The organism is Mesorhizobium sp. WSM4312 (genome assembly GCF_002294875.1).
Lineage (GTDB): Bacteria > Pseudomonadota > Alphaproteobacteria > Rhizobiales > Rhizobiaceae > Mesorhizobium.
In genome coordinates, this window is sequence record NZ_NSFU01000015.1 from 32,795 (window position 1) to 51,639 (window position 18,845).

Here is an 18,845-nt window from a genome sequence, read left to right on the forward strand (position 1 = left end):
TTGCCCGCGACAAGCGACCAATCGCCGTTGCTCGACCAGTTGCCGCTCCGCCCGTCCGAAACGGCCTGCTCAATGTCTCAGGATCGTATCCAGGAACAGCCGGGCGCGCGGATGAACGGCTGTTGAGAAAAAGTCTTCGCAGGAAGCGTGCTCGACAAGGCGGCCTGCGTCCATGAAAACAACCTCGTCGGCGACTTCACGCGCGAAGGCCATCTCGTGGGTGACGCAGACCATGGTCATACCATCTCGCGCCAGAGCGGTCATGACGTCGAGCACCTCCTTGATCATTTCGGGGTCGAGAGCCGAGGTGGGTTCATCGAAAAGTATGATGCTGGGATTAAGGCAAAGAGCGCGCGCGATCGCCACCCGCTGTTGCTGACCGCCAGACAGCTGGCCGGGATAGGCGTTCGCCTTTTCAGGGATGCGCACCGCTTTCAGCTGATGCATAGCGATCTCCTCCGCCTCGCGCATCGATTTGCCAAGGACTCGCCGCAAAGCCAGAGTGCAGTTGGCGAGTACGCTCAGGTGGGGAAAGAGGTTGAAGCTCTGGAACACCATGCCTGTTTGCCGCCGCGCAACGGCGGTGTTGCGAGCGCTTTGTCCGAGCGTCACCCCTTCCAGCTGAATGGTTCCTTTCTGAAAGCGCTCAAGACCGTTGATGCACCGGATCAGGGTCGACTTGCCCGAGCCGGAGGGACCGCAAACGACAATGCGCGCGCCCGTGCGGATGGTCAGATCGATATCGTTCAAGACATGCAATGCGCCGAACCACTTGTTCAGTCCTTCGATCTGGACCAGGGGTTCTGCCTGAACGGCCGCAACGGGAGAGAGCATTAGCGGCGTCCAGTTGCAAGCAGGCGCTGCTCGACGCGCTTGACCCCATAAGAGACGACAAGCGCCAGCGCCAGGAACAGCAAACCGGCGACGGTCAGTGGCTCGGCGTATCGATAGGTTTCAGAAGCGATATCAAAGGCACGGCCCAGCATTTCCGGCACGGCCAGGACCGCCAGATAAGGCGTCGCCTTGAGAATCGATACCAGGTAGTTGCCGAGCGGCGCGGCGATGTTGCGCAGCATCTGCGGCGCGATGACGAAAACCACCGTATCGCGCCGGCTGAGCGATAATGCTCGCGCTGCTTCCTGCTGGCCCTTGGGGATAGCATCAATGCCAGCCTTGAAGACCTCGGCCAGGTACCCGCTGTAGTAGAGGCTGAGGGCCAGGACGCCGACTGTCATGGCACCAAGACGGATCCCATAGAAAGGCAGGACGAAGTATATGAAATAGAGCCAGGCCAGAACCGGCGTGGAGCGGATGAAGTCGATCAGGAAGCGCACCGCAAAGCCGGGCGCGCCACCGCTGCGACGGATTATTTCGAAGGTGAAGCCGACAGCCGAAGCGCCAACACAACTCAAAACGGTGGCAAACAGGGTGGCACCAATCGCGCCGACAATGATCGGGATCGTCGACAACGCAAAGCCCACGTCAAATCCCACGCGACGGTCCTTTTTCGACGTTGACACGAGCCTCGAGCCAGCGGCCGGCAAGCGTGATCGGATAGCAGACGACAAAGAACGCAAGCAGCAGCGCCGAATAGATCGCGACCGGATTGTTCTGGGTCTGCGCGATCTCCTTGGCGCGGAACGTCATGTCCGTCAGCGTTACCAGCGACACCAGCGCCGTCGCCTTGACGAGCTGTATGAGGGTGTTGACGAAGGTCGGGCTCATGGCAACCAGCGCCTGCGGCAGTTCGACCAGGAGCAGGATCTGCGCGCGCGAGAGGCCGAGCGCCATGCCAGCTTCTCGCTGGCCGGCAGGCAGGGACTGAAGGCCAGCGCGCACAGCCTGGCTGGCATAGCCGCCGGCGTTGAGACCGAGCACCAGCGCACTGACGGTCAGCGCTGATAAAGTGACCCCGACCACTGGCAGCACATAGTAAAAGACAAAGAGCAGGACGACGACGGCGGAACTGCGCCAGAACTCGATCACCGCGGTCACCAGAAAGCGCGTTAAACCGGTGGTTAGAAACTGCGCGATGCCGAAGACCAGCGCGAACGGAACCGCAAAGACCAGGCCATAGGCCGTAACCGTCGCCGTGGTGCGAACGCCTTGCAAAATGCCCAACCAGATCTCGAACGTGCTCACTAGGCGTCTCAACCCTCCACGGCATATGGTGATGGTAGCGCCGGCGATGCCGGCTTTCTTCGGGTGCACCTGACGAGGATGGCTGCACGCGCAGAGGCTGACGCTCCCGAACCTGGCCACATGGCAATCCTCCGTCTGGTGATGGGGACGATCCTGTATGACCAGGGCCATCGCCAGCCTCTCATAGGCGCGGAAACTGTCATCTGTCAATAAATATGAACTTATTATTGCATATGTTCACATTAGACGGAACCTTTTCCGACGCCCGAACCGGCCTGGTGGCCTTGGATCGATGGGGCCGCCGTTCGCCTCTCTTTGCACGCTGCGCCTCGACGCCTGCCGAAACCTGTTGAATCGGACTGATCCACAGCTCTTTTGATCATCCCGCGACCGGGGCTTTTTGACGTGTTCCCGGCTCGGACGGGAACAAGATGGTCATCTCGTACAACAACACCGAAGGACACACACGCAGTTCGCGCATGCTGCGCACCGCGCTCGGGCCGGCCATCGCCCGGTTCCTTGACGACGCCGCTATCGTGGAAGTGATGCTGAACCCAGATGGCCGCATCTGGGTGGACAGGCTTTCCCAAGGCCTCGCCGATACGGGGGAAACGCTGACGCCTGCCGATGGTGAGCGGATCGTGCGGCTCGTCGCGCATCATGTCGGCGCCGAAGTGCATCCCCGTTCCCCCCGGGTCTCGGCGGAGTTGCCGGAAACCGGCGAGCGTTTCGAAGGCTTGTTGCCGCCGGTCGTCGCAGCACCTGCCTTCGCGATCCGCAAACCCGCGGTCGCCGTGTTCACGCTCGATGACTATGTCGCGACATGCGTCATGACCCGCAGCCAGGCCGCAATCCTGCGCGCCGCCGTTGCTGGCCGCGCAAACATCCTCGTTGCAGGCGGCACCTCGACCGGCAAGACGACGCTGACCAACGCGCTGCTCGCCGAGGTGGCGAAGGGAACGGACCGGGTCGTCATCATCGAGGACACCCGCGAACTGCAATGCGCCGCTCCCAACCTTGTCGCAATGCGCACCAAGGATGGCGTCGCCACGCTCTCCGATCTGGTTCGCTCCTCGTTGCGCCTGCGGCCCGACCGCATCCCCATCGGCGAGGTGCGCGGCGCCGAGGCGCTCGACCTGCTCAAGGCCTGGGGCACCGGGCACCCCGGCGGTATCGGCACCTTGCATGCCGGTTCCGGGATCGGCGCGCTCCGCCGGCTGGAACAGCTTATCCAGGAAGCCGTCGTCACCGTCCCACGCGCGCTGATTGCCGACACGATCGACCTTGTCGCGGTCCTTGCCGGACGGGGTTCCGCACGGCGGCTGGCCGAACTCACGCGCGTCGAGGGGCTCGGTCCTGATGGCGACTACTGCACCGTTGAAGCCACCTTGAACAACACAGGAGAGAACTCATGATCCGCACACTTGCGCGCGCATCTCGCAACCTCGCGACCACGGCCGGGATCACCCTTGCCGTCAGCTTCATGATCGCGCCGGTAGCCCATGCGTCAGGCTCGTCGATGCCGTGGGAACAGCCGCTCGAGAAGATCCTGCAATCGATCGAAGGGCCGGTCTCCAAGATCATCGCCGTCATCATCATCATCGTCACGGGCCTGACGCTGGCGTTTGGCGACTCCTCTGGCGGCTTTAGGCGGCTGATCCAGATCGTCTTTGGCCTCTCGATCGCCTTTGCCGCATCGAGCTTCTTTCTGTCGTTCTTTTCTTTCGGTGGCGGGGCGTTGATCTGATGGCAACGGCTTTCGAACGACTCGATGCCGTGCCGGGCTGGACGGTCCCCGTTCACCGGGCGCTGACCGAGCACATCCTGCTTGGCGGCGCGCCACGCGCCATCGCGATCCTGAACGGCACGCTTGCCGGTGCGGTCGGCCTTGGGCTGAGGCTCTGGCTGGTCGGTCTCATCATCTGGGCGCTCGGCCATTTCACGGCGGTCTGGGCCGCCAGGCGCGATCCGCTGTTTTTCGAAGTCGGGCGCCGGCACCTGCGGCTGCCCGCACATCTTTCGGTTTGAGGGTCTCGGCATGATGAACCTTGCCGAATATCGTCGGACCGCCAGCGGCCTGGCCGATTATCTGCCTTGGGTCGCCCTTGTCGCGCCCGGTGTCGTGCTCAACAAGGACGGCAGCTTCCAGCGCACCGCGACGTTTCGTGGCCCCGATCTCGATTCCGCCGTTGCAGCCGAACTGGTTGCGGTGGCCTCGCGCATCAACAATGCCTTTCGTCGCCTCGGCTCGGGCTGGAGCATCTTCGTCGAGGCGCAGCGCCATGAAGCCGCGACGTATCCCGAGACCCAGTTTCCCGACGCCGCCTCCGGCCTGCTCGACGCCGAGCGCAAAGCCGATTTCGAAGAAGCGGGGGTTCATTTCGTCTCGAGCTACTTTCTAACCTTGCTTTTCCTGCCGCCGCCTGAAGACGCGGCGCGTGCCGAAGGATGGCTTTACGAAGGTCGCGAGCAATCAAGCGTGGATCCTCGCGCGATCCTGCGCGCCTTTGTCGACCGGACAGAGCGCGTGGTGTCCCTGCTCGACGGATTCATGCCTGAATGCCAGTGGCTCGATGACGGACAAACGCTGACCTATCTGCATTCGACGGTCTCGACCAAACGCCACCGGTTGCGGGTTCCCGAGACGCCGATCTACCTCGATGCGCTCGTGGCCGATGAGGTGCTGACGGGCGGTCTCGAGCCACGCCTTGGCCACCAGCATCTTCGCGTGCTGACCATCGTCGGCTTCCCGACCGCGACAACGCCCGGCCTGCTTGACGATCTCAATCGGCTCGCCTTCCCGTACCGCTGGGCGACGCGGGCGATCCTGCTCGACAAGACCGATGCCGCCAGGCTCCTGACCAGGATCCGGCGCCAGTGGTTTGCCAAGCGCAAGAGCATTGCCTCGATCCTCAAGGAGGTGATGACCAACGAGACGTCCGTGCTCGTCGACACCGACGCCGCCAACAAGGCGGCGGACGCCGACGAGGCGCTGCAGGAACTCGGCGCCGACATGTCGGGCATGGCCTATGTCACCGCGACCGTCGCTGTATGGGATGCCGACCCGCGCGTGGCTGACGAGAAATTGCGGCTTGTCGAGAAAGTCATCCAGGGTCGCGACTTCACGACAATCATCGAGACTGTCAACGCCGTCGAGGCCTGGCTCGGCTCCTTGCCCGGGCACGCCTATGCCAACGTCCGCCAGCCTCCCGTCTCAACGCTCAATCTTGCTCACATGGTCCCACTCTCTGCCGTGTGGGCGGGGCCGGAACGGGACGAGCATCTGGTCAGTCCTCCCTTGCTTTACGGCAAGACAGAAGGCTCGACCCCATTCCGGTTGGTCCTGCATGTCGGCGATGTCGGCCATACCCTGGTCGTTGGCCCTACAGGCGCCGGCAAGTCGGTGCTGCTCGCGCTGATGGCCCTGCAGTTCCGCCGCTACGACAAGGCCCAGGTTTTCGCCTTCGACTTCGGGGGTTCGATCCGCGCCGCCGCGCTCGCTATGCGCGGTGACTGGCACGATCTGGGTGGCGGGCTTGCCGAGAGCGTGGAGGCATCCGTTTCGCTGCAGCCGCTGGCCCGCATTCACGACACATATGAGCGCGCCTGGGCCGCCGACTGGATCGTCGCGATGCTCACACGCCAGGGCCTCCAGATTAATCCAGATGCCAAGGAGCATATCTGGGCCGCGCTGACATCGCTTGCGTCGGCGCCGGTCGAGGAACGCACCCTCACTGGCGTTAGCGTGCTGTTGCAGGCCAATGAGCTGAAGCAGGCGCTGCGCCCCTATTGTGTTGGCGGCCCTTACGGCCGGCTGCTTGACGCCGAGACCGAACATCTCGGACACGCATCCGTGCAGGCGTTCGAAATCGAGGGCCTCATCGGCACGCAAGCCGCACCAGCCGTGCTCTCCTACCTGTTCCATCGCATAGGCGACCGGCTCGACGGCCGTCCGACGCTGCTCATCATCGACGAAGGCTGGCTTGCCCTCGACGATGCGGGGTTCGCCGGTCAATTGCGCGAATGGCTGAAGACGTTGCGCAAGAAGAACGCCAGCGTCGTCTTCGCCACCCAGTCGCTGTCCGACATCGACAGTTCGAACATCGCGCCGACGATCATCGAAAGTTGTCCGACCAGGCTGTTGCTGCCGAACGAGCGCGCGATCGAGCCGCAGATCACGGATATCTATCGCCGCTTCGGTCTCAACGATCGCCAGATAGAAATCCTGGCGCGCGCGACGCCCAAGCGCGACTATTACTGCCAGTCGCGGCGCGGCAATCGGCTGTTCGAACTGGGCCTCTCCGAAATCGGCCTCGCGCTTTGCGCTGCATCCTCCAAGGCGGATCAGGCCCTGATCGCCAGCATCGTGGCCGAACATGGTCGCGACGACTTCCTGCCGGCCTGGCTGCGCGCCCGAGACGTTGGCTGGGCCGCTGACCTCATTGCCGGGCTTTCTAACCTGAACCTACAAACGCAAAAGGAGTCTCAGTCATGAATACTTATCGTTTGCGCGCGCGCTCTCTTGCCCTTGGCGCCATGCTCTGCGCGCCGCTCGCGATCGCACCGGTGCTGCTGACAACGCCAGCCCAGGCGTTCATCGTTTTCGATCCTTCCAACTACGCCCAGAACGTTCTGACGGCCGCGCGGTCGCTTCAGCAGGTGACGAACCAGATCACCTCGCTGCAGAACCAGGCGCAGATGCTGATCAACCAGGGCCGCAATCTCGCGAGCTTGCCCTTCTCTTCACTGCAGGCGCTGCAGCAATCGGTACAACGCACGCAACAGCTGCTCAACCAGGCGCAGAACATCGCCTTCAATGTCGAGCAGGTCGACAGGATGTTCCAGGAGAAATACGGGAAGGTTTCCCTGTCCGCGCCGGAGCAGCAGCTTGTCGCGGACGCGCGCTCGCGATGGCAAAATACAGTCGGTGGTCTTCAGGACGCCATGCGTGTGCAGGCGGGAGCCGTCGCAAACATCGACACCAACCGCGTGCAGATGTCGTCGCTGGTCGGAGCCAGCCAATCGGCGACGGGCGCGCTGCAGGCGACGCAAGCCGGCAATCAGCTTCTGGCGCTGCAGGCCCAGCAGCTCGCTGACCTGACGGCTGTTGTCGCCGCCAACGGCCGCGCCGCGGCGTTGAGCGAAGCGGAACGCTCCGCGGCCGCCGAACAGGGACGCGAGCAGCGTCGTCGCTTTTTGCGCGCCGGATCCGGCTACCAGGCCGGCAATGGCGCGATGTTCAACCGCTGAGGTTGCGCGACGTGGATGGCAAGATACTCCTTCGCCTGGGCGCCGTCGTCTTCGTCGCGGCGGCGATCGCGGCTGCCCCGCTCGAAATGACCCGCGACAGGCAAACGCCGGACGGTTCTGGTTCGCCGGCCCCGGTCACGCTGGCGCCAAGTGCGCTGCGTGAAGGCCTTCGCCACTGCCAGAGCCTTGGCGAGGCCGCGCTCCTTGACAAGGATTGTTCGCGCCTGTGGGCCGCGCAACGTGATCGCTTCCTCGGCTTCAGATCACCGTCGGCGGGCCAGGCATTGGGCGCCCCAGGTTCGAGTGGCCAAGGGAAACGATAGACATGGGCAACACCGGCGTCATTGACCAGTTCCTCGCTACGTTCACGCGCTATATCGACAGCGGCTTCGGCCTGCTCGGCGGCGAAGTCGCCTTCGTCGCTACCACGCTCATCGTCATCGACGTGACGCTTGCCGCGCTTTTCTGGAGCTGGGGCGCCGATGACGACATTCTGGCCCGGCTCATCAAGAAGACGCTTTTCGTCGGTGTCTTCGCCTATCTGATTTCCAACTGGAACAGCCTGGCGCGCGTCGTTTTTGAAAGTTTCTCAGGTCTTGGCCTGAAAGCCAGCGGCACCTCCTTCACGGTCGAGGACCTGCTGCGGCCCGGCAAGGTGGCGCAAACCGGCCTCGATGCCGGGCGGCCGTTGCTCGAAGCCATCTCGGGCCTGATGGGCTATGTCTCCTTCTTCGAGAATTTCATCCAGATCGCCTGCCTGCTCTTCGCCTGGGCGCTGGTGCTGCTCGCCTTCTTCATCCTGTCCGTGCAGCTTTTCGTCACGCTGATCGAATTCAAGCTGTCGACGCTGGCTGGCTTCGTCCTCATCCCGTTTGGTCTCTTCGGCAAGACGGCCTTCATGGCCGAGCGGGTGCTTGGCAACGTCATCTCGTCCGGTATCAAGGTGCTGGTGCTGGCCGTCGTCATCGGTATCGGCTCGACGCTGTTTGGGGAATTTACCCAAGGCTTTGGCGGCGAGAGCCCGACCATCGATCAAGCCATGGCGATTGTTCTGGCGGCGCTGTCGTTGCTTGGCCTCGGCATATTCGGCCCCGGGATCGCGAACGGCATTGTCTCAGGCGGACCGCAGCTCGGCGCCGGCGCGGCCGTCGCCACCGGTCTTGCAGCGGGTGGCATGACGCTTGCCGGGTTCGGCGCAGCCGGTCTGGCGGCGCGGGGCGGGGCGTCAGCGTTGTCGGGAGCGGCGTCGGCAGCGCGCGGCGCGACCGCGCTCGCCGGTGGCGGCTCGGCGGCTTTCATGCTCGCGGCGGCCGGACAGGCCGGCGCCGCCGGCCTCGCCTCCGGCGCGGGCGGCATCGCAAGCGCCGGCGCCTCCGCTGCCGTTTCACCACTCAAGCGCGCCGCGGCACGCGCCGGCCAGTCATTCAAGGCGAGCTTCACCGCCGGCGCCAGTTCGGCGGCCGGGATCACTGGTGGATCTTCAACCATGGGTACGGTTGGCAATGCCGCTTCGCCGCCTACGGTTCCTTCTTCCTGGGTCGGCAATCCATCCGGCACCCAGCCCGAATGGGCCAAACGCCTGCAGCGATCCCAGCGTCTGTCACACGGCGCCCAGACTGCCGCCCATGCCGTGCGGGGCGGCGACAGCCACGGCGGCGGCGCTTCGATTTCTCTTTCTGAAGGCGAATAACCAATGAATGTCTTTCGGCGCCCAGCCGTTCACTACGGCAAGATCCCTCGACCGGAAACGCCTTATCAGAAGGCAGCGCAAATCTGGGATGAGCGCATCGGTTCCGCGCGCGTTCAGGCAAGGAACTGGCGTGCCATGGCTTTCGGGTCGCTGATCCTGTCGACCGGCCTCGCCGCCGCCCTTGTCTGGCTGTCGGCGCGTGGCACTGTCGTGCCCTGGGTGGTGCAGGTCGATGCGCTGGGACAGGCGCAGGCGACCGCGCCCGCGATCGCCGGCTACAAGCCGACCGATCCTCAGATTGCGTGGCATCTCGCCCGTTTCGTCGAACAGGTGCGCTCCATCCCTTCTGATGCGATCATCGTGCGCCAGGACTGGCTGCGTGCCTACGAATGGACCACCGACCAGGGTGCCGCCGCGCTCAACGACTACGCTCGCGCCAACGATCCGTTCTCCAAGGTCGGCAAGCAGCAGGTTTCGGTAGAGGTGTCGTCGGTCATCCGCGCCTCGCCGGATTCGTTTCGTGTCGCCTGGATCGAGCGGCACTACGACCATGGGCAGCTCTCGGGAACGGAGCGCTGGACCGGAATCCTGACAATCGTCATGCAGCCGCCGAGCGACGCGGAACGGCTTCGCGCCAATCCGCTCGGAATCTACGTCAACGCCATCAACTGGTCGCGGGAGATGAGCCAATGAGCCTCAGATTGCGTGTTGTCGCTGTCCCTTCACTCAGAGGATACCTGCTGTCGACCGCGCTGGTGTCGGCAGCAGCATTCCTCGCAGGGTGCGCCGCGACGCCAACAAAGCCGCCGAACATCCGCTACGATCCCTATGTGCCGCCCTTGGCCGCTCTGCCGAAGATCGCACGCGAAGAACGACCAAGGCCGCTGCTCATGCCCCCGGCCTGGGCTCCCGCGCGTGGCGGTGGCGCCGGCAACACACCGACCGCGCGGGTGGAGAACGCCAATGCCGTAGCGCGTGTAGAGCCGCGCCGGAAGGGCTACTACAACGCCATCCAGATCTATCCCTGGAGCGAGGGCGCGCTCTATCAGGTCTATGCCTCACCCGGTCAGATAACCGACATAGCTCTCGAGCCCGGCGAGAGCCTTGCAGGCGAGGGTCCGATCGCGGCAGGGGATACGGCGCGCTGGATCATCGGTGACACCGAAAGCGGATCGGGCATTACCCGGCGCGTGCATGTCCTGGTGAAACCCTCGCGGGCCGACATCAAGACCAATCTCGTCATCGCCACGGATCGGCGCAGCTATATGCTCGAACTGCGCGCGGGGGCCAAGACCTACATGCCCGCCGTCGCATGGTCCTACCCGGCGCCGCGGGCCGGTTCGCGACAAGCCATCCCGACGACGCCGGTGATACCCGACATGGCCGCGCGCAATTACCGCTACGGCCTGACAGGCGATGCGCCACCCTGGAAGCCCGTCAGCGTCTTTGACGATGGCCGCAAGGTTTATGTCGCGTTTCCGCGTGGAATCGTGCAAGGCGAGATGCCGCCGATCTTCGTCATCGGCCCGGACGGCGAAGCCGAGATCGCCAACAGCCGCGTCTACCAGAACATCCTGATCGTCGACCGCCTCTTCGGCGCGGCCGAACTGCGTCTTGGCAGCGGCAAGCGGCAGCAGACGGTAAGGATTGTCCGACTCGACGGACGAGCACAGGGCCGGCTGCGGCAAATGCCGAGCGTCGGCCGCGTTGGAACGGCCGGCGCAAAAACAGGCGGAGGGGAGCAGCCATGACCGATAGCGATGTTGCCGCCGAACCGATGCGGCTTCGCGCCGACCCGCCGCGCGTGACCCGCCTGTCGCGCAAGGTGCTCGCCAGTATAGGCTTGGCCACCTCGCTCAGCATTGGCGTTGCGCTGGTGTACGCTCTGCGGGACGGCGACACGAGCAAACAAGGCGACGAGCTGATTTCGACGTCAAATCGTCAGCCCGCCGATGGGTTGGCAAGCTTGCCGCGCGACTATTCCGGCCCGATCCTCGGGCCGCCGCTGCCTGGCGATCTCGGCAGGCCGATCCTCGATGCGCAAAACAAGGGACAGTCACCGATGATCGCGACCCCCGCGGTGGACGAGGCAGAGCAGCGCCGGGTGGCAGAAGAGGAGGCGGCCAGAACGTCGCATGTCTTCTTTCAGGAAGGACAAGGAAGCGCAACGATCGCCGATACATCTGGATCGCTTGCCATGCCAAACCTCGGCGAGCTCGCCGGGCAGGCCGGCCAGCCGAATGCGCAGGACCGCCAATCCGCTTTCCTCAACACCGCGGCGGATCGCCAGACCGTGGCTCCCGATCGCGTCATGCCCCCGGCGTCACCTTATGTGCTCCAGGCCGGCGCTGTAATCCCGGCTGCGCTCGTCACAGGCATCCGCTCGGATCTGCCCGGCCAAATCAGCGCCCAGGTAACGGAGAATGTCTATGACAGCCCGACCGGCCGGGCGCTGCTCATTCCACAGGGAACACGCATTGTAGGCCAGTACGACAACGGGGTTGGGTTCGGGCAACGCCGCGTGCTGCTTGTCTGGAACCGGCTGATTTTTCCCGATGGACACTCCATCGTTCTGGAACGGCAGCCCGGCACGGATCCGCAGGGCTATGCCGGTCTAGAGGATGGTGTCGACTACCATTGGGGAGAGCTGTTCAAGGCAGCGACGCTGTCGACGCTCCTGAGCGTCGGCGCGCAGGCGGGCTCGTCCGGCCAGGAAAGCGAAATTGCGCGCGCGCTGCGAGACGGCGCCTCCGACAGCGTCAGTCGGGTCGGCCAGCAGATCGTCCAGCGCCAGCTCGACATCGCGCCAACGCTTGCGATCAGACCGGGATTCCCGGTTCGCGTCCTCGTCACCCGCGACCTTGTGCTTGAACCTTACGGAGGCTGAAGAATGGCCAAGTTGAAACTGGCTGCGATCACCGACGACAGGCCGGTCAAGATCACGGTGGAGTTGCCGGCTCCGCTGCATCGCGACCTGGTGAGATATGCAGAGATTCTCGGGCGCGAGGTGGGGCAACCCTCTGCTGATCCTTTGCGTCTGATCGCGCCGATGCTTGAGCGGTTCATCGCGACCGATCGCGGCTTTGCGAAAGCCAAGAAAGAGAAGCCCTGATCCAGGGACGCCGCCAAAGCGCACGTCAAGGGTCTACTCGATAGGCAGCGGTTGCGCGTGCTTCACTTGCCCCAAGGCAAAGCTCGATTCTATCGAAGCGACCCCTTCGAGCCGGGTGAGGGTGCGCTTCAGAAAGGCCTCATAGGCCTGCAGGTCCTTTACGACAATGCGCAACAGATAGTCACGCTGTCCTGTCATCAGGTAGCACTCGACGATTTCCGGCCAGCGTTGGACGGCCTTCGCGAAACGGTCGAGTTCCTCTTCGCGCTGCCGCTCGAGCTTGATCGAGGCGAATACGCTGATGGGCAATCCGACTTTCAACTGATCGACGATCGCGACATAGCTTGTAATGACACCGGCCGCTTCCAGATTGCGGACCCTGCGGGCACAGGGGGACGGTGACAATCCCACCGCCTCGCTCAGTTGCTCGCTTGTCGCATGCGCGTTGGATTGCAAGACTGTCAGGATCTTGCGGTCAATATCATCGAGAGCCATGCTTGACATTTTTGGTCTCCAGAGCCGGCAAGGTTCGCTGTATAGCCAATTGTGTGGCATTTTACAGCGCAAATTGGCCAAAATCGCTTTTGGTGGTGGTCTATGGTCGGGTCCGTCAAATGAGGGCGGCGAAGATGGACACACAACAGCTCAAATTGCTGGCGGCGCTGGAGAAAAAGGTGCTGTGGCTCTCCACCTGGATGATCCACAACGCCAATCACATCCGGCCCAACGAAGACGGGCTGAAGGTCGGCGGCCACCAGTCATCGTCCGCTTCGCTGGCGACGATTATGACGGTTCTCTACTTCGCGGTTCTTCGGCCGCAGGACAGGGTTGCGGTCAAGCCGCACGCCAGTCCGGTGTTTCACGCCATCCAGTATCTTTTCGGCAATCAGAGCCGCGAAAAGCTGGAGAATTTTCGCGGCTACAAAGGGGCCCAATCCTATCCCTCGCGGACAAAGGATGCCGACGACGTCGACTTCTCGACCGGTTCCGTTGGCCTGGGCGTTGCCCAGACGCTGTTTGCGTCGATTGTGCAGGATTATCTTCACGCCAAGGGATTGGGCGCGCAACTGCCGGTTGGAAAGATGGTCGCCCTGATCGGCGACGCCGAGATGGACGAGGGCAATATCTTCGAGGCGCTTCTGGAGGGGTGGAAGCATGGCCTTCGCAACACATGGTGGATCGTGGACTACAACCGGCAAAGCCTCGACGCGGTCGTGCGCGAAGGCCTGTGGGAACGGTTCGAGTCGCTGTTCAGGAACTTCGGCTGGGACGTGGTCCTGGTCAAATACGGCCACTTGCTGGAAGCGGCTTTCTCAGAGGCGGGCGGCGCGACGCTCAAACAATGGCTGGATCATTGTCCTAACCAGCTCTATTCCGCGCTGACGTATCAAGGCGGCGCGGCGTGGCGAAAACGCCTGCTTGACGATATCGGCGACCAGGGTGCGGTATCCAAGCTCATAGAGAGCCGCAGCGACGAAGAGTTGGCTCGGCTGATGACCAATCTAGGTGGTCACGACTTGCCGACACTGGTCGAGGCCTTCGCCAACGCGCGCACGCATGATCGACCGGTTTGCTTCATCGCCTACACCGTCAAGGGCTTTGGTTTGCCGCTGGCCGGCCACAAGGACAATCATGCCGGGCTGATGACCAAGGCCCAGATTGACGAGTTGCGCGCTGCACACGGCGTCAGGGCGGGCAGGGAGTGGGAACCTTACGAAGGTCTTTCGCAAGTGTCGGATATCTCTGATTTTGTCCGCAACGCCCCCTTCAATGCCAAAGGCAGAAGACGCTACACATCGGTCCATATCGATGTGCCTGCCGTCCTAAATGTGCCTCTGCAACCGCAAATGTCGACCCAGCAGGGTTTCGGCTTGCTGATGCATGAGATCAGCAAGCGGGAGGACGAATTCGCGAGGCGCATCGTTACGACGTCGCCGGACGTCACCGTCTCGACCAATCTTGGCGCCTGGGTAAACCGCCGTGGGCTGTTTGCGCGCAACGAGATGGCCGATCTCTTTCGCAAGGAACGAATTCCATCGACTTTCAACTGGGATTTCTCACCCAAGGGACAACACATCGAACTCGGCATTGCCGAAATGAATCTCTTCATCCTGCTTTCGGCGCTCGGCCTTTCACACTCGGTCTTCGGCGAACGTCTGTTGCCGGTTGGAACGCTCTATGACCCATTCATCGAGCGCGGGCTCGATGCGTTGAACTACGCCTGCTACCAGGACGCTCGCTTCATCGTGGCCGCGACACCCTCAGGCGTGACGCTGGCGCCGGAAGGCGGCGCCCACCAGTCGATAGCAACGCCGCTCATCGGTATGGCGCAGGATGGTCTGGCCACTTTCGAGCCCGCCTTCGTCGACGAGCTGGCGACGATCATGCGGTTCTCGTTTGACTATGTTCAGCGCTCGGGAGATGCCGAGCCCGATGAAACCACCTGGCTACGGGACGCCGTTGGCGGCTCTGTCTATTGCAGGCTGTCTACGCGCTCGATCGAACAGCCGAGCCGCGAGATCGGGCCGGAGCTTTCCCGGCATATCGTCAACGGCGGCTACTGGATGCGCGAGCCTGGTCCGAACTCGGAAGTCGTGGTGATTTACACCGGGGCCGTTGCTCCCGAAGCCATTGAGGCAGTTGGCTTGATGGGCGAGGACAGGCGAGATGTCGGGCTGCTTGCTGTCACCTCGGCCGACCGGCTCAACGCCGGCTGGACCGCGGCCCTACTTGCGCGAGAACGTGGCGTTATTCACGCAAGAAGCCATGTCGAGAGACTCTTGGACCAGGTGCCTACGAACTGCACGCTGATCACAGTCGTTGACGGTCATCCGGTGACACTTGCTTGGATGGGATCTGTCGCGGGTCACCGCGTTCGACCGCTTGGCGTTGAGCATTTCGGGCAGACCGGCACTATCGCCCATCTTTATCGGCACTATGGCATCGATGCTCAGGGAATAGCGCGCGCGGCAGAGGCGATCTCCGGTGGCAGGCCAATCAGGCATGTGCGCGTCGACTGCTTTCCGCCCGCGTGATCGATTTCATCGTGACCCAACACATCCATGATCTGTCTGGTGGCGGAACACGGATTTACCTTCAAGGTCCAATGAATAGCCGATATTTGCGCAAGCTCAAAGCAGCGGACCCCCAAGTGGCCTACGGAAGGTTCTGTCGCGCCGCCAAGCGCCGTCGCTTCTCGTTGACATCTTCCAGCACGTTGGCGGCCTCGAGAGCCTGCTGCGCGCGAGCCCATTCAACCTGCAGCATCTCAGGGCCGGCTTCCGTGACGAGGAGCGGAACACAATTGCCCACGATTTTCTGGAGCTTTGAGCAGGTTCAGAAAAGCTGCGGTCGTCGGCAGCATTCTTCTGAAGCTTCTCGAAAACAAGCTGCTTGCCTTCGCGCACACTGCTATCCGATGTTCGGTCACGGCCCAAGATTGCGACCGGCTTATGTGGACGATGTGGCAGAGGCGACCGTAGGAGCGTTGCAGAGTCGGAAACGCGTGCGATCAATGCGGCGGTCCTGGCGTCTACTTCTATAAGGAACTTCTCAGAACCGTTGCACACCCAGCCGGCCTTACACCCATTCTCGTTCCAGTGCCATTTGCTGCTTGGCACGTATTGGTATCGACGGCGCAAATGCTTGCGAGTTCATCCGTCACACCGAATCAAGTGGAACTGATTCAGATCGACAACATGTCATCGCAACAGATACCCGGCTTTGAAGAACTTGGTATTTCGCCAAGGCGAAGGCTCTTCGGCGCTACTCTGCGCCGCCACGATTGAGTGTCTCGAGATCGCGGTGGCGCTGGCCGATCAGTGCACCTCACCTGAGCCGTCGTCAGCGACACCTACGCGACGCTCGGGTAACCATTTCCCAAGCCATCCAACCGGTGAACAGAAGGATGAGCACCACGATCAACGACAGCAGCAGTCCAGTGGGCACCACCGCCGCCAGGTTCGGTTTAGGCTGCACGCACTTTGGATCATGCAACCGGTTTGCATGGCGTGTGCCATGCTGTGGAGACGTCGCATGACCAGCAATCCGCGTAGCACGGTAAGCATTGCAGCCATCCGATCCACCCAATGCTGATTTCATTTCCGATAGCCTTCTTCGTAGCGACTCTCGTTTGCGACTTGAACGGCCAACCCTGCGTGGATCGCCGGTACACGCTGGCTTCTTGGGGCAGGCGAGTCCTGAACGGAGCTCCGGTGGTGTGAACTTCTCCCTCGCGCGCCCAGTCCGGAATTCCATGATTGTCTATGACGATCCACCGGATGGGATCAGGCGTGCCCGCACGCAACGCGGCTAGTCGATCGCGAGATATGTAGACGCCGCTGAACAACTCCCCCCTTCAGGCCGTGAAGATTGAGTTGCAAATTCTGGGCCGGCACTAGCGCGTTGCATCGACGGTGCTAGATCCGTCCACAGGCTTGAGACCGCGGCGCCATGTTTGAAGCAGAGCCTCACCTATCGGCATCGAAAGAGATCACCGCTAAAGGCCATGTGCAGCAGCCGGATACCCAGCCGACGCCAAAATAGGAATTGCTTTTCGACGGCGAAGGCTTCCTCAGAGCAATTCGACGACGCCTGCCCGTTCCTTACCTTCGAACATCGCCGCTCCACTGGCGATTATGCCCGCCCAGCGTGCCCACGCAATGAAGGCTTCCCGAGCCGCTTTGGCCTCACAGCGGCCATCATATGCGGCGCAGCAGGCCTCGCAAGCGCATGCATGCAACTTGCTCCGCTTTTCAAAAGGCCACTCTTCGAGGAACTCGATCGCGTCCATCGCATCACGGATCGACCTCTTGCCGAAAGATGTGTCGTCGACCAGCAGCGGCGGTTCAAAAATGTCTGCCATACGTTCCTCCACTTAATTTTGCCATCGCGGCAGCGGCGAGAAAGCCAACACCCAGAATGGGTCGGGTTCGCTCGCGGCGCCATCCGCAAGATATTGGATGCTCGATTTCCAGCTTCAAGGAACCAGCAATGACGGTCGCCGTTTAGGTTAAACTTCGATCTTTTGTCGCAGATGCGCGCGCTTTCGATCGAGGAAGCAGCTGGAAGGCATGGGTTGAAATTCACCGGCGGGCGGCATGAACGTCCGTAACCATGCCGGCATTATGACGGCAACTCAGCGGTGTCCTCAGAGGCGGCTTAACGCATTGATCGGGCGAGGCAATGGCGCACCCGTTGTCGAAAAAAAAGCGGTCCTGCGCGCCTGACGACGGGCAGGACCGCAAGACCACCGCGCAGGTTGCCTTCGCAATCGAGCCCGAATGACCGACGCGGGAGAGGAATGCCGGTGAAGCTTGCCTCAGTCCACGTCGGCCACCGCGGCTTCTTGAGGGGTTGCCGCCCTCGAAATCTACAACACCCCGAATGGCAGGCAACTCGTTGGTAAAAAACGTACAATGGAACCCTACCGGACCCATCGGACATCGGTTCGAGCTCTAAACCTGCCTGAAGTGCATTGGGCAGCGCTCCGAAGTCACGTTCGAGGATTTGGGGGACTTCGATCCCGACGACCAGATTATTCGCCAGGTCATCGGACGTTAAGCGGCACGCGACGTCTGGGCTGAACATGCCGACCGCAAAAAGTTTTTGTCGGGAAATCCACCAGATTTCGCACTTATCCTGCATGGCAACTGGAGCCAGGCCTGCCAAGCAGGCGGAACCGGTGGACCTTGAAGCATGTTAAACTGAAAGGCTTTTGCATCTATCCGGTGGAGACCGCATTGATGAGCATCCTGCAAACCACCAAAAAGGCGATCGAGTCCATCACCGGTTTCGCGACACCGAGCAAAGACGAAGTCGCCGCCTTCGTGAGGCAGCGAAAATCGAACGAGTTCCGGTTTGTTGACGACGGGCTGGTGCCCAATCATCCGTCCTGGCCGCTTGTTATTTATCGCGGTGCGGTGAAGCTGCCGGAGAGGCTTGATCCGGCCGCCGTCATGGAGGTGATTTTCAAAACAAACGGTTGGGACCATAGCTGGCGAAATGGCATCTATGACTACGTCCACTACCATTCGCAAATACACGAGGTCCTAGGGGTTGCGCGCGGGACGGCCAAGGTCCGGTTTGGCGGTAAGAAGGGGCGGACGCTGACGGTGACGGCCGGCGACGTGGCGATTCTCCCGGCAGGGACCGGGCACCAATGTCTCGCTTCATCCGATGATTTTTTGGTGGTAGGCGCATATCCCCGGTTCGGCGCTTACGACGAATGTACCACCAAGGATCAGCACGATGATGCGGTCGCGACCATCCCAACCGTTGGCCGTCCTCGTAAAGACCCCCTATACGGAAGCAAGGGTTCCCTGATGACGAGTTGGAAGCGCTAAGGTCTCGGACCAGGGAAAACATGTCTTGAATGGCTGTGAACGACCGCAACGGGCAAGCACGGGTCCGCGAGTATGAGTGTTTCGCGCGATGATGTTCGCGCTTGATGTACTCGGCCCAGATTATTCGTTCAATGTCGAGGACGATGCAAAGTCCGAAATGGTCGGGGCGTGCAACTTCGTTTGGCGTCGACTTTTTCGAGATATGCGCAGCAAGCAGCCCAGAGCCTTTCCTCATTGATGAATATTCGGCCGCGTCCATGACAGCTGCGCGCTTTCCAGAATTGATTTCTTTTGGCGCGGGCATCGA

The 18,845-nt window shown here is 62.1% G+C and carries 19 protein-coding genes and 1 pseudogene; 14 read left to right on the plus strand and 6 right to left on the minus strand.

All coding sequences use genetic code 11. The features are described 5' to 3' along the window. Nucleotides 1-69: 69 nt before the first annotated feature. Genes CK228_RS24385 through CK228_RS24395 form a run of 3 tightly spaced genes read right to left on the minus strand, consistent with a single transcriptional unit; the run spans nucleotide 70 to nucleotide 2,313 of the window. Entirely contained in the window at nucleotides 70-834 is a 765-nt protein-coding gene (locus tag CK228_RS24385; RefSeq protein WP_095789521.1) for an amino acid ABC transporter ATP-binding protein, read from the minus strand. Then, nucleotides 834-1,493: an ectoine/hydroxyectoine ABC transporter permease subunit EhuD gene (gene ehuD / locus CK228_RS24390; RefSeq protein WP_095789522.1), complete on the minus strand. Its 660-nt coding sequence runs from the start codon at nucleotides 1,491-1,493 to the stop codon at nucleotides 834-836. The genes CK228_RS24385 and ehuD overlap by 1 nt, the downstream gene beginning before the upstream one ends. Continuing rightward, nucleotides 1,483-2,313 (minus strand): amino acid ABC transporter permease, encoded by an 831-nt coding sequence (locus CK228_RS24395; RefSeq protein ID WP_245437841.1) that lies wholly within the window; start codon nucleotides 2,311-2,313, stop codon nucleotides 1,483-1,485. The genes ehuD and CK228_RS24395 overlap by 11 nt, the downstream gene beginning before the upstream one ends. 260 nt (nucleotides 2,314-2,573) lie before the next feature. Here CK228_RS24395 and trbB point away from each other — a divergent pair, with 260 nt between their 5' ends. From trbB to CK228_RS24450, 11 genes are read left to right on the plus strand one after another with little or no spacing between them, the layout of a single operon-like run. Beyond that, nucleotides 2,574-3,557, plus strand: a complete 984-nt coding sequence (trbB, locus tag CK228_RS24400) for a P-type conjugative transfer ATPase TrbB (RefSeq protein ID WP_095789524.1) — start codon at nucleotides 2,574-2,576, stop codon at nucleotides 3,555-3,557. Next, nucleotides 3,554-3,889 (plus strand): TrbC/VirB2 family protein, encoded by a 336-nt coding sequence (locus CK228_RS24405; protein WP_095789525.1) that lies wholly within the window; start codon nucleotides 3,554-3,556, stop codon nucleotides 3,887-3,889. The genes trbB and CK228_RS24405 overlap by 4 nt, the downstream gene beginning before the upstream one ends. Further along, the gene (locus CK228_RS24410; RefSeq protein ID WP_095789526.1) at nucleotides 3,889-4,170 is read left to right on the plus strand and encodes a VirB3 family type IV secretion system protein; all 282 of its coding nucleotides are present in this window, start codon (nucleotides 3,889-3,891) and stop codon (nucleotides 4,168-4,170) included. Before CK228_RS24405 ends, CK228_RS24410 begins: the two co-directional genes overlap by 1 nt. Before the next feature lie 10 nt (nucleotides 4,171-4,180). Next, nucleotides 4,181-6,637 (plus strand): conjugal transfer protein TrbE, encoded by a 2,457-nt coding sequence (gene trbE / locus CK228_RS24415; RefSeq protein ID WP_095789527.1) that lies wholly within the window; start codon nucleotides 4,181-4,183, stop codon nucleotides 6,635-6,637. Continuing rightward, nucleotides 6,634-7,392, plus strand: coding sequence for a P-type conjugative transfer protein TrbJ (gene trbJ, locus CK228_RS24420; RefSeq protein WP_095774552.1), 759 nt, complete (start codon nucleotides 6,634-6,636; stop codon nucleotides 7,390-7,392). The genes trbE and trbJ overlap by 4 nt, the downstream gene beginning before the upstream one ends. A gap of 11 nt (nucleotides 7,393-7,403) precedes the next feature. Next, nucleotides 7,404-7,715, plus strand: coding sequence for a putative entry exclusion protein TrbK-alt (gene trbK-alt, locus CK228_RS24425; RefSeq protein ID WP_095774686.1), 312 nt, complete (start codon nucleotides 7,404-7,406; stop codon nucleotides 7,713-7,715). A gap of 2 nt (nucleotides 7,716-7,717) precedes the next feature. Further along, nucleotides 7,718-9,082, plus strand: a complete 1,365-nt coding sequence (gene trbL / locus CK228_RS24430) for a P-type conjugative transfer protein TrbL (RefSeq protein ID WP_095789528.1) — start codon at nucleotides 7,718-7,720, stop codon at nucleotides 9,080-9,082. A gap of 3 nt (nucleotides 9,083-9,085) precedes the next feature. Beyond that, nucleotides 9,086-9,775: a conjugal transfer protein TrbF gene (gene trbF / locus CK228_RS24435; RefSeq protein ID WP_095789529.1), complete on the plus strand. Its 690-nt coding sequence runs from the start codon at nucleotides 9,086-9,088 to the stop codon at nucleotides 9,773-9,775. Further along, nucleotides 9,772-10,833 (plus strand): P-type conjugative transfer protein TrbG, encoded by a 1,062-nt coding sequence (gene trbG / locus CK228_RS24440; protein ID WP_095774549.1) that lies wholly within the window; start codon nucleotides 9,772-9,774, stop codon nucleotides 10,831-10,833. The genes trbF and trbG overlap by 4 nt, the downstream gene beginning before the upstream one ends. Next, nucleotides 10,830-11,969 carry a TrbI/VirB10 family protein gene (locus CK228_RS24445; RefSeq protein ID WP_095789530.1) on the plus strand — a complete coding sequence of 380 codons (1,140 nt, stop codon included), beginning with the start codon at nucleotides 10,830-10,832 and terminating at the stop codon, nucleotides 11,967-11,969. Before trbG ends, CK228_RS24445 begins: the two co-directional genes overlap by 4 nt. Before the next feature lie 3 nt (nucleotides 11,970-11,972). Next, the gene (locus tag CK228_RS24450) at nucleotides 11,973-12,194 is read left to right on the plus strand and encodes a DUF2274 domain-containing protein (RefSeq protein WP_095774547.1); all 222 of its coding nucleotides are present in this window, start codon (nucleotides 11,973-11,975) and stop codon (nucleotides 12,192-12,194) included. Between the two features lie 33 nt (nucleotides 12,195-12,227). Here the strand turns inward: CK228_RS24450 and CK228_RS24455 are convergent, their stop codons facing one another. Next, entirely contained in the window at nucleotides 12,228-12,698 is a 471-nt protein-coding gene (locus CK228_RS24455) for an Lrp/AsnC family transcriptional regulator (RefSeq protein ID WP_095774546.1), read from the minus strand. 125 nt (nucleotides 12,699-12,823) lie between these two features. Here CK228_RS24455 and CK228_RS24460 point away from each other — a divergent pair, with 125 nt between their 5' ends. Beyond that, on the plus strand, nucleotides 12,824-15,229 hold the full coding sequence (locus CK228_RS24460; RefSeq protein WP_095789651.1) for a transketolase: 2,406 nt from the start codon (nucleotides 12,824-12,826) through the stop codon (nucleotides 15,227-15,229). 1,053 nt (nucleotides 15,230-16,282) lie between these two features. Then, nucleotides 16,283-16,417 (plus strand): hypothetical protein, encoded by a 135-nt coding sequence (locus tag CK228_RS36460; RefSeq protein ID WP_348628973.1) that lies wholly within the window; start codon nucleotides 16,283-16,285, stop codon nucleotides 16,415-16,417. Here the strand turns inward: CK228_RS36460 and CK228_RS24480 are convergent. Together CK228_RS24480 and CK228_RS24485 are read right to left on the minus strand one after the other, a co-directional pair. Beyond that, nucleotides 16,390-16,570: pseudogene (locus tag CK228_RS24480) on the minus strand (LysR family transcriptional regulator); the annotation flags it as partial. The gene CK228_RS36460 and the pseudogene CK228_RS24480 overlap by 28 nt on opposite strands. Before the next feature lie 197 nt (nucleotides 16,571-16,767). Further along, complete coding sequence (locus CK228_RS24485) at nucleotides 16,768-17,058, minus strand: DUF982 domain-containing protein (RefSeq protein ID WP_095774545.1); 291 nt, start codon at nucleotides 17,056-17,058, stop codon at nucleotides 16,768-16,770. Nucleotides 17,059-17,938: 880 nt separating this feature from the next. Between CK228_RS24485 and CK228_RS24490 the strand changes: the two genes are divergently transcribed. Next, nucleotides 17,939-18,538: a cupin domain-containing protein gene (locus CK228_RS24490; protein ID WP_095789531.1), complete on the plus strand. Its 600-nt coding sequence runs from the start codon at nucleotides 17,939-17,941 to the stop codon at nucleotides 18,536-18,538. Nucleotides 18,539-18,845: the final 307 nt, after the last annotated feature.